Annotated in this window: 10 protein-coding genes; all 10 read right to left on the bottom strand. The window is 61.0% G+C overall.

Annotation, left to right across the window (positions count from 1 at the left end; translation table 11 throughout):
* Nucleotide 1: 1 nt before the first annotated feature.
* A complete protein-coding gene (locus H097_RS17105; protein WP_032861228.1) occupies nt 2-823 on the bottom strand; it encodes an AraC family transcriptional regulator in 822 nt (273 codons plus the stop codon).
* Nucleotides 824-914: 91 nt separating this feature from the next.
* Nucleotides 915-3,383, bottom strand: a complete 2,469-nt coding sequence (locus tag H097_RS17100; protein WP_032861226.1) for a TonB-dependent siderophore receptor — start codon at nt 3,381-3,383, stop codon at nt 915-917.
* A 92-nt stretch (nt 3,384-3,475) separates the two neighbouring features.
* Nucleotides 3,476-4,444 carry a FecR domain-containing protein gene (locus H097_RS17095; protein WP_032861225.1) on the bottom strand — a complete coding sequence of 323 codons (969 nt, stop codon included), beginning with the start codon at nt 4,442-4,444 and terminating at the stop codon, nt 3,476-3,478.
* Nucleotides 4,441-4,971, bottom strand: a complete 531-nt coding sequence (locus tag H097_RS17090) for a sigma-70 family RNA polymerase sigma factor (RefSeq protein WP_032861224.1) — start codon at nt 4,969-4,971, stop codon at nt 4,441-4,443. The genes H097_RS17095 and H097_RS17090 overlap by 4 nt, the downstream gene beginning before the upstream one ends.
* 209 nt (nt 4,972-5,180) lie before the next feature.
* Nucleotides 5,181-6,803: an ABC transporter ATP-binding protein gene (locus tag H097_RS17085; RefSeq protein ID WP_032861223.1), complete on the bottom strand. Its 1,623-nt coding sequence runs from the start codon at nt 6,801-6,803 to the stop codon at nt 5,181-5,183.
* A 1-nt stretch (nt 6,804) separates the two neighbouring features.
* Nucleotides 6,805-7,824, bottom strand: coding sequence for an ABC transporter permease (locus H097_RS17080; RefSeq protein WP_032861222.1), 1,020 nt, complete (start codon nt 7,822-7,824; stop codon nt 6,805-6,807).
* A 1-nt stretch (nt 7,825) separates the two neighbouring features.
* Nucleotides 7,826-8,899, bottom strand: a complete 1,074-nt coding sequence (locus H097_RS17075) for a microcin C ABC transporter permease YejB (protein ID WP_032861221.1) — start codon at nt 8,897-8,899, stop codon at nt 7,826-7,828.
* 2 nt (nt 8,900-8,901) lie between these two features.
* The gene (locus tag H097_RS17070; RefSeq protein ID WP_032861220.1) at nt 8,902-10,740 is read right to left on the bottom strand and encodes an extracellular solute-binding protein; all 1,839 of its coding nucleotides are present in this window, start codon (nt 10,738-10,740) and stop codon (nt 8,902-8,904) included.
* Nucleotides 10,737-12,566 (bottom strand): extracellular solute-binding protein, encoded by a 1,830-nt coding sequence (locus H097_RS17065; RefSeq protein ID WP_032861218.1) that lies wholly within the window; start codon nt 12,564-12,566, stop codon nt 10,737-10,739. Before H097_RS17065 ends, H097_RS17070 begins: the two co-directional genes overlap by 4 nt.
* A 128-nt stretch (nt 12,567-12,694) precedes the next feature.
* A complete protein-coding gene (locus H097_RS17060; RefSeq protein ID WP_032861216.1) occupies nt 12,695-14,107 on the bottom strand; it encodes a lytic transglycosylase domain-containing protein in 1,413 nt (470 codons plus the stop codon).
* Between the last annotated feature and the right edge of the window lie 38 nt (nt 14,108-14,145).

Genomic DNA, 14,145 nt, shown 5'->3' with positions numbered 1-14,145 from the left:
TTCAGCCGCGATATTGTCCCGGCGTGGCTGCCAGGTGTTGCTTGAAGGTGCGCTGGAAATGCGCCTGGTCGGCAAAACCTGCGGCCAGTGCCACATCGGCAATCAACTGGCCGCTGCGCAGTTGGTTGCGGGCGAACTGGATCCGCTGGTTGACCAGGAATGCATGGGGCGTCATCCGGTAATACTGCTTGAACGCACGGATCAGGTACGACGGCGACAATTGCGCGGCCTGGCAGATATCTTCCAGTTTCAGTGCCGCGGTGCAATGCGCGCGGATGTACTCGGCGGCGCGCTCCAGCTTGTGATTGACCTCCCGTTCGACTGTGGCCGCAGGGTTCAGGCGCAATTGCACCTCACTGAAAAAACTCACCACGGCGCTGTGTTTGTGCAGGTGCTCGGCGTGTTCGTCGGTCAGCACGCAATACAGTTCGAGCAGCCCGGCAAACAGCAACGGGTCATCGGTATGGGTGGTGGTGAAGCGGCGAAAGTCCAGCTCGTGGGCAAACCCCAGTTGGTGTTGCAGGTCGGTCAGCCATGCCGTTTCGATGTAGAGCATGTGATACGACCAGGGCTGGTCGTTGATGGGGTTGCAGGCGTGCACATCGCCGGGGTTCATCAGCACCACGGTGCCGGTGTGGATGTGGAACGTGTCTGCACCATGGATATACAGGCTTTGCCCGGCAGTGATCGCGCCAATCGAGAAATGATCGTGAGCATGCCGGGTGTAGCAGACCTTGCGCCCATCATCGATGGTGCGCGCCTCGATAAACGGCAAGCTGGCATCACGCCAGAAGCGGGGGGCGGCCAGGTCGGGCAGCGACATGATGCAATCTCCGGGGACCTTGTAGGGCCCCGATGATTGCACATAAATACGCCGTCGACCTTATGTGGTGTATCCAAGTACGCCCCTGGAGTTAGAAGTCCCAGCGCGTGGCCAGTTGCAGGCTGCGCGGCTCGCCGTAGAAGCCGGTGCCGAAGTTGCCCAGGCCCGTGTAGTACTTTTTGTCGAAGGCGTTCTTCACGTTCAACGTGGTGCTCAAGTGTTCGTTGAAGCGATAGCGCGCCATCAGGTCCACCAGGTAGTAGCTGTCCTGGGTGATGCGTGAGTATTGGCCGAAGTTGACCGTGTCATTCGGGTTGGGCTGGAACACATTGCCGAAGAACTCGCTCTGCCAGTTGACCCCGGCACCGATCGTCACCTTGTCCAGCGCACCGGGCAGGCGGTAGGAGTTGAACAGGCGCACCACCTGCTGTGGCGTGGTGGTTTGCAGGACTGAACTGTAGACATAGTCGTCATTGGCATCGCGGGTGTGCTGGTAGGTATAGCCGGCCGAGACATTCCAGCCGTCGAGTACTTCGCCGGCCAGTTCCACTTCAAAGCCCTTGGTCGTGGCGCCGGCAATCGGGCGGTAGATCGAGTCGCTTTCAAAGCCCGAGACGTATTGCGCGACATTGTCCTGTTCAATACGGAAGGCGGCAAAGCTGGCATTCAGGCGGCCGTCGAAAAAGGCGGCCTTGAGCCCGGCTTCGTAAGTGTCGCCTTCAATCGCGTCAAGCAACTTGCGGTCGGCGTCCTTGGTGTTCTGCGGCCGGTAGATCTTGGTGTAGCTGCTGTACACCGACCAGATATCGTTGAGGTCGTAGACCACTCCGGCATAGGGCGTCACCACGCCGGTCTGTTTGTAACTGGTGCGCGCGTCGGTGGCGGTCGGATCGTAGAAATCAGTGGTGTCGTTATTGCTGAAATTGCTCACGCGGGTGCCGAGGATCACCGACAGGTCATCGGTAGGTTTCAGGCGGGTCGCCAGGTAGGCGCCGGTCTGGCGTTGCACAATATCGTTCTGGCCGCTGCGTGGGATATCCGGCTTGGGGTACTCGCCACGCCAGTCATAGATGCTGCCACCCACTGGTGGGTAGATCGAACCGTAGACCGGCACGTCCTGTTTCGAGCGGGTCGCCATAAAGCCCATGATCAACTCATGCTCGCGGCCAAACAGGCTGAACGGGCCGTTGAGGTTGACGTCGAGGGTGTTCTGTACCTGGTCGCCCTTGTACTTGCCCATGAACATGTACATGCCTTCGCCGGTTGCCTGGTCCGGGTTGCCGCCGCTGGCGGAGGCGAGCAGGGTGTCGTGCTGGCTGCGCTTGCGGTCCAGGCTGACTTTCAGCGACCAGTCGTTGGCCAGCTTTTGCTGGACCGAGGCGAAGATCGTCTGGTTCTGGAAGTCGCGGCGGCTCCAGTCGGCGGCCGGGTTGAACGAGCGCGAGAAGTTCGTGCGATTGCCGTTGCTGAAGTACATCGGGAACCCGGTCCAGCTGGCGCCACGGGAGCGGGTATCCTGCTGGTCGATACCGAAGGTCAGCAGGGTGTCGGGGGTGAGGTCGGCTTCGAGGATGCCGTAGGCAATGTCCTTGGTGTGCTGGTAGTGATCGAGGTAGGATGAGCGGTCCTGGTACACGCCGACAAAGCGCCCGCGCACATTGCCTGATTCGGTCAGTGGCCCGGAGATATCACCTTCGGTGCGGTAGTTGTCCCAGGAGCCCACGGTGCCGGTAACCGAGGCTTTGAATTCCTTGGTGGGCTTTTTGCGGATCAGGTTGACCGTGGCCGAGGGGTCGCCGGAACCGCTCATCAGGCCCGACGAGCCCTTGATGATTTCCAGGTGGTCGTACACCGCCATGTCGGTGCTGGTGGTGCCGTAGTCATACACGCCGTCATAGGTGGAGTTGACGCCGTCGTACTGGAAATTGGTGATCGGCAGGCCACGGCTGGAGAACTCCCAGCGCTCGCTGTCGTAGTTCTGCACACTGACGCCGGGGGCACGACGCAGGGTGTCGGCGATGCTGTTGGAGCCCTGGTCATCCATTTGCTGGCGGGTGATCACGGTAACCGACTGTGGCGTCTCGCGGATCGACAGTGGTAGCCCCGTGGCCGAGGCCATCGAGCCGGTGGTGTAGGAGTGGCTGTCTTCGGTAGTGGCGCCCAGGGCCACGCCGGAAATGGTGGTGGCACCCAGTTCCAGTTCGCCGGTATTGAGCGGGGCCAGCTCCAGCACATAGCCATTGTTGCCCTGGGGCTGGGCCTGCAAGCCGCTGCCTTGCAACAGGCGCTGCAAGCCGGCGGCCGGGGTGTAGCTGCCGCTCAGGCCCGGGCTGGTCTTGCCTGCTGCCAGGCTGTTGTGGCCGGCGATGAAAATGCCCGACTGCTCGGCAAAACGGTTCAGCACACTGACCAGCGATCCTGCGCCAATGCTGTAGCTGCGGGTGGTTTCCTGGACCGCGGGCGTTTCGACCGCCTGCACAGTGAGCGGGCTCATGCAGAGCAGGGTAGCGGTGATGGCCAGCGCCAGGGGGCGCACAGTGAAAGCAGCAGGTTGCGGCATGGAAGGTTCCCTACGGATTCGGCAAAGATGAAAGCGTCTGCTGGGTTAACCGAACGAACGTTGAAAAGGGGAACTGGCGGGATGAAAAAAATTTACAGGGCAGTATTTTTCGGGCCAACGCTGATCCACCACGGCATGACTCGGTCTACCTTGATGGGTAGCGCCGCTTCCAGCAGCCGCAACGCATGCTCGCTGTCCTTGAGCGGGAATGAGCCCATTACGGGTAAGTGGTCCACCGCCGGGTCACAACCCAAATGGCCTGGGCGGTAGCGGTTCAGTTCGCCAATCAATTGGCCCAGGGGCAGGTTGTCGGCCAGCAGCACCCCGCGGCTCCAGGCTTCACGGCTGGCGGAGGCTTGCGCGGTGTTGTGGATGGCATCGCGATTGAACACGGCTTGTTGTCCCGCCTCCACAATGCGTACTTGCTGGCTTTGGGCGGTGCGCACTTCGACCCGTCCATCAAATACGTTGAGTGTGGTGCTGCCATCACCCTGCAGCACACTGAAGCGGGTGCCGAGGGCACGCATCCGTCCGTGTTCGGTATCGACCAGGAACGGTCGGCTGAGGTCCTTGGCGGTATCGATCAGCACTTCGCCAAAGCGCAGGTGCAGCAGGCGCTGGTGCGCGTCGAAGCGCACGTCCATGGCGCTCAGGGCGTTTAGCCAGATATGCGTGCCGTCGTCGAGCAATGCATCGCGGATTTCACCGCTGGCCGTGGCGTAGTCGGCACTCCAGCCGCCCACCACACGGGGCAGGACGGTGCTGCGCCAGGTGCCCCAGGCCAGGGCTGAACCGGCACCCAATACCATCAGCGTCTTGAGGGTTTGCCTGCGCGTGCTGCGCAGGGCCCGTCCGGCGCTGACGGGTTCATCGCTCAGGGGAGCAAAGCGTTGGCTGACGCGTTCGACGTACCGCCAGGCGGCCTGATGCTCGGGGCTCTGCCCGAGCCATGTTTGCCAATGTTGCTGCGCCTGGTTGCCGCCTTGCGGGTCCTGTAGGCGCACATACCATTGGGCTGCCTGTTGCAGGCTGGCATGGCTGAGTTTTGCGCTGGGGTTCATTCCACCAGCAATCCGTCGAGTTCGGCTTCGAGCACCGCGCAGTGCAACAGCGCCTGGGCCATGTATTTTTTCACCATGCGCTCACAGACCCCCAGTTGCATGGCGATCTGCTTGTAGGTCATGCCATGCAGTTGCGCCAGCAGAAACGTCTCGCGAACTTTGTGCGGCAGCCGCGCGAGCATGGCGTCGACCTCGTACAGGGTTTCGACGATGATCGCCCGCTGCTCCAGCGATGGCTGCACCGCTTGTGGGCGATCGGCGAGGCTTTGCAGCCAGGCCTGCTCCAGTTGGCGACGGCGCCAGTGGTCAATGCACAGGCCGCGGGCGATGGTCGCCAGGTATGAACGCTCGCGCACCGGGTCGGCCTGGTCGGGCGGGCGCTTCAGCACGCGGATAAAGGTGTCCTGCGCCAGGTCGGCGGCATCCCAGCGGTTGCTCAGACGCCGGCGCAACAGGCCGAGCAGCCAGGAATGGTGGCTACCGTAGAGCTGACTGAACGAAGTGGGGGAGGTCGACACAATATCCATCCGGCGCTGATGCCATGACGTGAATAGGAATTGGTCGCGATTAAAGCAAAGGCCTGTGGGCAGCGCAAATGATATTGGTTTGCTTTTGCGAAAGGTGGCGATCACCCGGCTGGTGAAGATCGAATGTAGGAGCTGGCTTGCCAGCGATAGCGGTGGGTCAGCAAACAGAGATGTTGCCTGTGCTTCCGCCATCGCTGGCAAGCCAGCTCCTACAGGGATTGGTGGTGGATGTTTGTGGGCACCAGGAACGCGGCCTCCAGCAACTGCCGGGTATAGGCATGCTGCGGATCGGCGAAGATGGCTTTGGCATCGCCCTGTTCCACTACCTGGCCCTGCTTGACCACCATCAATTGGTGGCTCAGCGCCTTGACCACCGCCAGGTCGTGGCTGATGAACAAGTAGGTCAGGTTGTACTTGGCCTGCAGGTTGCGCAGCAGCTCCACGACCTGGCGCTGTACCGTACGGTCCAGGGCCGAGGTTGGTTCATCCAGCAGGATCAAGCGTGGCTTGAGCACCAGCGCGCGGGCGATAGCAATGCGCTGGCGCTGGCCGCCGGAGAACTCATGGGGGTAGCGGTGGCGGGTCTGCGGATCCAGCCCGACTTCCTTGAGCGCTGCGATAATCGCCTCTTCCTGCTCGGCTGCCGTGCCGATCTTGTGAATGCGCAAGCCTTCGCCAACGATCTCGCTGACGCACATGCGTGGGTTCAGGCTGCCAAATGGGTCCTGGAACACCACCTGCATTTCCCGGCGCAATGGCCGCACCTGTTGTTGGGTCAGTTGGTCCAGTTGCTGGCCTTCAAAACGGATCCCGCCCTTGCTGCCGATCAAGCGCAGGATCGCCAGGCCGAGGGTGGATTTGCCGGAGCCACTTTCGCCGACGATGCCCAGGGTCTGCCCCTGGGGCAGGCTGAAGTGGATACCGTCCACCGCCTTGACGTAATCGACGGTGCTGCGCAAAAAGCCTTTCTTGATCGGGAACCAGACCTTCAGGTCGTCGACTTCCAGCAGCGGTGGGCCGATGGCGTTGGTGGCCGGTCCACCGCTGGGCTCGGCGGCCAGCAGTTCCTGGGTATAGGGGTGCTGGGGGGCGCGGAACAGTTCCTCGCAGGAGGCCTGTTCGACAATGCAACCGCGCTGCATCACACACACACGGTGGGCAATGCGCCGTACCAGGTTCAAGTCATGACTGATCAGCAGCAACGCCATGCCCAGGCGCGCCTGCAGTTCCTTGAGCAGTTCGAGGATCTTCAACTGCACGGTGACGTCCAGGGCCGTGGTCGGCTCATCGGCGATCAGCAGCTCCGGCTCGTTGGCCAGGGCCATGGCGATCATCACCCGCTGGCGCTGGCCGCCGGACAGTTCATGGGGCAGGGCCTTGAGACGTTTGTGCGGCTCGGGAATGCCCACCAGCTCCAGCAGTTCCAGGGTGCGCAGGGTCGCGGCCTTGCCGGTCAGGCCCTTGTGCAGGCCCAGCACTTCGTTGATCTGCTTTTCGATGGAGTGCAGCGGGTTCAGCGAGGTCATCGGTTCCTGGAAGATCATCGCAATGCGGTTGCCACGGATCTGGCGCAAGGGTTTTTCTTTCATGGTCAGCAGATCTTGCCCGGCATACCCGATCGTGCCGGACGGATGCCGCGCCAGGGGGTAGGGCAGCAGGCGCAGGATCGAGTGGGCAGTCACCGATTTGCCGGAGCCGCTTTCGCCGACCAGGGCCAGGGTTTCCCCACGGCGAATATCGAAGCTGATGTTTTCCACCACGCGCTGATGCTGCTCGCCGGTGACGAACTCGACACTGAGGTCGCGGACTTCGATCAGATTGTCCTGATTCATCTCATTTCCTCGGGTCGAAGGCATCGCGAGCGGACTCGCCGATAAACACCAGCAAACTCAACATGATCGCCAGTACAGCGAACGCGCTGATGCCCAGCCACGGCGCCTGTAGGTTGGATTTGCCCTGGGCCACCAGTTCGCCCAGGGACGGCGAGCCGGCGGGCAGGCCGAAGCCGAGGAAGTCCAGGGCGGTCAGGGTGCCGATGGCGCCGGTCAAGATGAAGGGCATGAAGGTCATGGTCGAGACCATGGCGTTGGGCAGGATATGGCGGAACATGATCGCACCGTTCTGCATGCCCAGCGCCCGTGCCGCACGCACATATTCCAGGTTGCGCCCGCGTAGGAATTCGGCGCGCACCACGTCCACCAGGCTCATCCACGAAAACAGCAGCATGATCCCCAGCAGCCACCAGAAGTTGGGCTGCACGAAGCTGGCGAGGATGATCAGCAGGTACAGCACCGGCAAGCCCGACCAGATTTCCAGGAAGCGCTGGCCGGCCAGGTCGACCCAGCCGCCATAGAAGCCCTGCAAGGCGCCGGCCGCCACGCCGATGATCGAGCTCAATACGGTGAGGGTCAGGGCAAACAGTACCGAGACCCGAAAGCCATAGATCACCCGCGCCAGCACATCGCGGCCCTGGTCATCGGTGCCCAGCAGGTTATCGGCCGAAGGCGGTGCCGGAGCCGGGACTTTCAGGTCGTAGTTGATGCTCTGGTAGCTGTAGGGGATCGGCGCCCAGAGCGTCCAGGCATCCTTGGCCTTGAGCAGTTCGCGGATGTACGGGCTTTTGTAGTTGGCTTCCAGGGGGAACTCACCGCCGAAGGCGGTTTCCGGGTAACGCTTGAGTGCCGGGAAGTACCAGTCGCCGTCGTAATGCACCGCCAGCGGCTTGTCATTGGCGATCAACTCGGCGCCCAGGCTCAGGCCAAACAGGATCAGGAACAGCCACAGCGACCACCAGCCGCGCTTGTTGGCCTTGAAACGTTCGAAACGGCGGCGATTGAGGGGGGATAGATTCATCTCAATGCTCCCGGCTTTCGAAGTCGATGCGTGGGTCGACCAGGGTGTAGGTCAAATCACCAATCAGTTTCACCACCAACCCCAGCAGGGTGAAGATAAACAGGGTGCCGAACACCACCGGGTAATCGCGGTTGATCGCGGCTTCAAAGCTCATCAGGCCCAGGCCGTCGAGGGAGAAAATCACTTCCACCAGCAGCGAGCCGGTAAAGAAGATCCCGATAAACGCCGAAGGGAAGCCTGCGATCACCAACAACATGGCGTTGCGGAATACGTGGCCGTAGAGCACGCGGTGATTGGTCAGGCCCTTGGCCTTGGCGGTGATCACGTACTGTTTGTTGATTTCATCGAGAAAGCTGTTCTTGGTCAGTAACGTCATGGTGGCGAAGTTACCGATCACCAGGGCCGTGACCGGCAGTGCCAGGTGCCAGAAGTAGTCGAGGATCTTGCCGCCCCAGCTCAGTTCGTCAAAGTTGTTGGATGTCAGCCCGCGCAGGGGAAACCAGTCGAAATAACTGCCGCCGGCAAACACCACGATCAACAGGATGGCAAACAGGAACGCCGGGATCGCATAGCCGACGATGATCGCCGAACTGGTCCACACATCAAAGTGGCTGCCATGTCGGGTGGCCTTGGCGATCCCCAGGGGGATCGAGACCAGGTACATGATCAGGGTGCTCCATAACCCGAGGGAAATGGACACCGGCATCTTCTCCTTGATCAGGTCGATGACCTTGGCATCGCGAAAGAAGCTGTCGCCAAAGTCCAGCCGGGCGTAGTTCTTGACCATGATCCACAAGCGTTCCGGCGCCGACTTGTCGAAGCCGTACATCTTCTCGATTTCCTTGATCAGCGTCGGGTCCAGGCCCTGGGCGCCACGGTAGCTGGAGCCGGCCACCGAGACTTCGGCGCCGCCACCGGCGATGCGGCTGGTGGCGCCTTCAAAGCCTTCGAGCTTGGCGATCATTTGCTCCACCGGGCCGCCGGGCGCGGCCTGGATGATGACAAAGTTGATCAGCAAGATGCCGAACAGCGTCGGAATGATCAGCAGCAACCTGCGAAAAATATAAGCCAGCATGGTCAGTCGCCTCCGCTCGCCGGGTCGGCGCTGGTGTCTGTGGGCGGCGTCATTGCCGGCGGCGTGTGGGGTTTGATCCACCAGGTATTGATGCCCACGTCATAGCGCGGTGGGACTTTGGGGTGGCCAAGGTGATTCCAGTAGGCCACGCGGTAGGTCTTGATATGCCAGTTGGGGATCACGTAGTAGCCAAACTGCAGTACCCGGTCCAGGGCCTTGGCGTGGGCCACCAGGCTGTTGCGTGAGTCGGCGTTGATCAACTGTTCCACCAATTCGTCGATGGCCGGATCCCTGAGGCCGATGTAGTTGCGGCTGCCGGGGTTGTCGGCACTGCTCGTTTGCCAGAATTCACGCTGTTCGTTACCCGGTGAGGAGGACTGCGGGAAACTGCCGACCATCATGTCGAAATCCCGCGAGCGTACGCGATTGACGTACTGCGAGACGTCGACCCGGCGGATCACCAACTCGATACCCAGGTCTGCCAGGTTGCGCTTGAAGGGCAGCAGGATGCGCTCGAAGTCGGTCTGGAACAGCATGAATTCGATGCTCACCGGCTTGCCGTTGGTATCGACCATCTTGTCGTCGACGATGCGCCAGCCGGCTTCCTGCAACAGTTGGTAGGCTTCGCGCTGCTGGGTGCGGATCATGCCGCTGGCATCGGTTTTGGGCGGTGCGAAGGCTTCGGTGAACGCTTGCGGCGGGATTCGGCCGCGCAGCGGTTCGAGAATCGCCAGTTCGGCGGGGCCGGGCAGGCCGGTGGCAGCCATGTCCGAGTTTTCGAAGTAGCTACGGGTGCGGGTGTAGGCGCCGTTGAACAGTTGCTTGTTGCTCCATTCAAAGTCCAGCAGCAGGCTGATGGCCTTGCGCACCCGCACGTCCTGGAACATCGGCTTGCGGATATTGAACACAAAACCCTGCATCCCGGTGGGATTGCCGTTGGGCAGTTCTTCCTTGATCAACCGCCCCTCGGCGACGGCCGGGACGTTGTAGGCATTGGCCCAGTTCTTGGCCGTGGTTTCCTGCCAGTAGTCGAACTGCCCGGCCTTGAGGGCTTCCAGGGCCACGGTGTTGTCGCGATAGTAATCGCTGATGCGGTAATCGAAGTTGTACAGGCCCTTGTTGATCGGCAGGTCCTTGGCCCAGTAATCCTTGACCCGCTCGTAGCGGATCGAACGCCCCGGCTTGACCTCGGCCACCTTGTACGGACCGCTGCCCAGGGGAATCTCCAGGCTGCTTTTGGCAAAGTCGCGCCCTGCCCACCAATGCTTGGGCAGTACGGGCAACTGGCCGAGGATCAGCGGCAGCTCACGGTTGCTGGTGTGTTTGAACTTGAACAGCACCCGCAGCGGGTCTTCGGCCACCACTTCGGCGACGTCAGCGTAGTAGGTGCGGTAGATGGGGCTGCCTTGCTTGATCAGGGTTTCAAAGGTGAACACCACGTCTTCGGCGTGTACCGGATGGCCATCGTGGAAGCGTGCTTCGGGGCGCAGGTAAAAGCGTACCCAGCTGTTATCGGGGGCTTTTTCGATCTTGCCGGCGATCAGGCCGTACTCGGTGATGGGCTCGTCCAGGCCTTGCTGGGCCAGGGTGTCGAAGACCAGGCCAATATTGTCGGCGGGCACGCCTTTGCTGATAAACGGGTTGAGGCTGTCGAAGCTGCCCATGGCCGACTCGCGAAAAGTGCCGCCCTTGGGCGCGTCGGGATTGACGTAGTCGACATGCTTGAAATTGGCCGGGTACTTGGGCGGCTCGTCATACAGGGTCAAGGCATGTTGAGGGGCGGCAACAGCCTGGGTGCACAACAACAGGCCACTGATAATCGCAGTACGCAAAGCCATCATTGGGGTTTCTCCGAAGCTTTCAGCCACCATGCGCTCAGGCCCAGGCTATAGGGCGGCGTGGTGACGAAGGCGAACCGGTTACGGTACGCCAGGCGATGATAGTTGAGATACCAATTGGGAATACTGTAGTGCTGCCACAGCAGGACCCGGTCCAGGGCCCGGCCGGCGGCGACTTGCTGGTCGCGGGTCTGCGCGGCGAGCAATTGTTCCAGCAGGTGGTCGACCACCGGGTTGGCGATGCCTGCGTAATTCTTGCTGCCCTTGATCCCGGCCTGGGTGGAGTGGAAGTACTGCCACTGTTCAAGGCCGGGGCTGAGAGTCTGGTTGAGGGTCATCAGGATCATGTCGAAGTCGAACTGGTCGAGGCGCTGCTTGTACTGCGCACGATCCACAGTGCGTAAGCGCGCATCGATGCCGATGCTGCGCAGGTTTTCGACATAAGGTTGCAGAATCCGCTCCAGGTTCGGATTGACCAGCAGGATCTCGAAACGCAGCGGCTGCCCGTCGCTATTGAGCAGGCGCTGACCGGAAAGTTTCCAGCCGCCTTCTGCCAACAAGCCGAGGGCGCGGCGCAAGGTCTCCCTGGGGATGCCTCGGCCGTCGGTCTGCGGCAGGCTGAAGGCCTGGGTAAACAGATTGGCCGGCAGTTGATCGCGATAGGGCGAGAGCATCAGCCATTCATGGCCCACCGGCAGGCCGCTGGCCGAGAACTCGCTGTTGGGGTAGTAGCTCAAGGTGCGTTTATAGGCGCTGCTGAACAGGGTGCGGTTGGTCCACTCGAAATCGAACATCAGCCCCAGTGCTTCACGCACCTTGGCCTGGCTGAACGTGGCGCGGCGGCTGTTCATGAACAGGCCCTGGCTCTGGGTCGGGATCTGGTGGGCGATCTGCGCCTTGATCACCTCGCCACGGTTGACTGCCGGGAAGTTGTAGCCATTGGCCCAGTTCTTGGCTTGGTGCTCGATATAGATATCGAATTCGCCAGCCTTGAACGCTTCGAAGGCCACGTCGCTGTCGCGGTAGAACTCCACCTCGACTTTGTCGTAGTTGTAGAACCCGCGATTGACCGGCAGGTCCTTGCCCCAATAATCCTTGACTCGTTCGAACACCAGTTGCCGGCCTGGCTGGACCTGGCTGATCCGATACGGCCCGCTGCCCAGTGGCGGTTCGAAGGTGGTGGCCTTGAAGTCGCGGTTCTTCCAGTAATGCTGGGGCAGCACCGGCAACTCGCCCAGGCGCAGGATCAACAGTGGGTTGCCGGCGCGCTTGAACACGAAGCGGATGCGGTGGGGGTTGAGTACGTCTACCCGGGCCACTTCCTGCAAATTGGTGCGGTATTGCGGATGGCCTTCGGTCAGCAATGTGCGATAGGAAAACGCTACATCGTCGGCGGTGATGGGCTTGCCGTCATGGAAGCGCGCTTGCGGGCGCAGGTTGAACACCACCCAACTGCGATCCTCGCTGTATTCCACCGATTGGGCTATCAGGCCATAACTGGACGTGGGCTCGTCGCCGGAAGGGGCGTACTGCCCGGTGCCGACCATCAACGGCTCGTTGAGCTCATTGACTCCGTATTGCAGGAAGTTGGCGGTGGAGACCGGGCTTGAGCCCTTGAATGTGTAGGGATTGAGGGTGTCAAACGTGCCAAAGGCCATGACCCGCAAGGTGCCGCCCTTGGGCGCTGCGGGGTTTACCCAATCGAAGTGGGTGAATTTGGCCGGGTACTTGAGCGTACCGAACTGCGCATAACCGTGGTTCTCGGTAATGGTCGCGTTCGCACTAAAGCTCAAGGCCAGACTTATTAGTAGAAGGAGGGGACGCTTCAAGTCAGAGATCCGATCCAGGCGGCTTGGGCTTTATGATCGGTACAGTAACAGCTTGTTCCACTTGGAAAAAGGCTGTTGAAAATGACAAAAATCAATGTGGGAGCGAGCAAGCCCGCTCCCACAAGGGATCAGCGCGGCCCGGACACCACCAGCATCTGCCCCGGCTTCAGCGCCTGGCCAGTGCGTGGGTTCCAACGCTTGAGATGTTGCATCTCGACGTTGAAGCGCTTGGCAACCATGTACAGCGAGTCACCTTTCTTGACCTTGTACTGCACCGGCTTCTTGCCGCCAGCCTTGGCCACGACTTTGCGGGTGTCCTGCATCACCAGGGTCTGGCCGACTTTCAAGGCCTGGCCATTGAGCTTGTTCCAGCGCTGCAGGTCATGCACGTCGACCTTGTTGGCCTTGGCAATCAGCGTCAGGTTGTCACCGCTCTTGACCTTGTAGCTGCGCGAGCGGCCGGCCACGGCCTTGTGCTCAACCTCGTCGAACACCGGCTTTTTCGGGCGCAGGCTCAACAACTCCTCGGGATTCATCGAGGACAGGCTACTGGCCAGCAATTGCGCCTTGGAGGTGGGCACCAGCAAATGCTGGGGGCCGTCCAGGGTAGTGCGTTGCTTGAAGGCCGGGTTGAGCTGGAACAGTTCGTCTTCGTCGATCTCAGCCAGCGCAGCGACCCGGGACAGGTCCATGCTTTGCTTGACTTCAACCATCTCGAAGTACGGCGCGTTGGCAATCGGGTTCAGGTTGACGCCGTAGGCCTCGGGAGCCAGCACCACTTGGGACAGCGCCAGGAACTTGGGCACGTAGTCCTTGGTTTCCTGGGGCAGTGGCAGGTTCCAGTAGTCGGTGGGCAGACCGAGCTTTTCGTTACGTTCGATGGCCCGGCTGACCGTGCCTTCACCCGCGTTATAGGCCGCCAGGGCCAGCAACCAGTCGCCGTTGAACATATCATGCAGACGTGTCAGATAGTCCAGGGCAGCAGTGGTGGAGGCGGTGATATCGCGACGGCCATCGTAGGCGCGGGTCTGGCGCAGGTTGAAGTAGCGCCCGGTGGAGGGAATGAACTGCCACAGGCCAACCGCATCGCTGCGTGAATAGGCCATTGGGTTGTAGGCACTTTCAATGACTGGCAGCAGCGCCAGCTCCAGGGGCATGTTGCGCTCTTCAAGGCGCTCGACGATGTAATGAATATAGAGACTGCCGCGTTCGCCGGCGTTCTCCAGGAAAGAGGGGTTGCTGGCGAACCACAGGCGTTGTTGCTCGATACGCGGGTTGACGCCGACGCCGTCCTGCAATTGGAACCCCTGGCGCATGCGCTCCCAGACATCCTGGGGCACCTGTGGGCTTGGCTTCTCTGAGAGCCAAAGGGGTTTTTGCTTGATCTTGGCAGTTAAGACAGGTTTGGGTTGCACGGTGGATTGTGCAGCGTAATTGGTGGTTTGGCAGCCCGCCAGAGTTGCGGATACAGCCACCGCAATGGCTTGAGCCAGGCGGGTCAATGCGTCTGAATGGTTGGATTTACGAATAGATGACGACATTGGCTGGAAGTTAGTTCCGGGCAAAAATGTCGGGCGAT

The organism is Pseudomonas sp. FH4 (assembly GCF_000510915.2).
GTDB lineage: Bacteria > Pseudomonadota > Gammaproteobacteria > Pseudomonadales > Pseudomonadaceae > Aquipseudomonas > Aquipseudomonas brenneri.
This window is presented reverse-complemented; position numbering and strand designations above follow the sequence as displayed.

Coding starts and splice junctions, on each gene's coding strand:
- H097_RS17105 (WP_032861228.1), bottom strand. CDS start 823: ATGTCGCTGCCCGACCTGGCCGCCCCCCGCTTCTGGCGTGATGCCAGC.
- H097_RS17085 (WP_032861223.1), bottom strand. CDS start 6,803: ATGAATCAGGACAATCTGATCGAAGTCCGCGACCTCAGTGTCGAGTTC.
- H097_RS17070 (WP_032861220.1), bottom strand. CDS start 10,740: ATGATGGCTTTGCGTACTGCGATTATCAGTGGCCTGTTGTTGTGCACC.
- H097_RS17060 (WP_032861216.1), bottom strand. CDS start 14,107: ATGTCGTCATCTATTCGTAAATCCAACCATTCAGACGCATTGACCCGC.
- H097_RS17100 (WP_032861226.1), bottom strand. CDS start 3,383: ATGCCGCAACCTGCTGCTTTCACTGTGCGCCCCCTGGCGCTGGCCATC.
- H097_RS17090 (WP_032861224.1), bottom strand. CDS start 4,971: ATGGATATTGTGTCGACCTCCCCCACTTCGTTCAGTCAGCTCTACGGT.
- H097_RS17080 (WP_032861222.1), bottom strand. CDS start 7,824: ATGAATCTATCCCCCCTCAATCGCCGCCGTTTCGAACGTTTCAAGGCC.
- H097_RS17095 (WP_032861225.1), bottom strand. CDS start 4,444: ATGAACCCCAGCGCAAAACTCAGCCATGCCAGCCTGCAACAGGCAGCC.
- H097_RS17075 (WP_032861221.1), bottom strand. CDS start 8,899: ATGCTGGCTTATATTTTTCGCAGGTTGCTGCTGATCATTCCGACGCTG.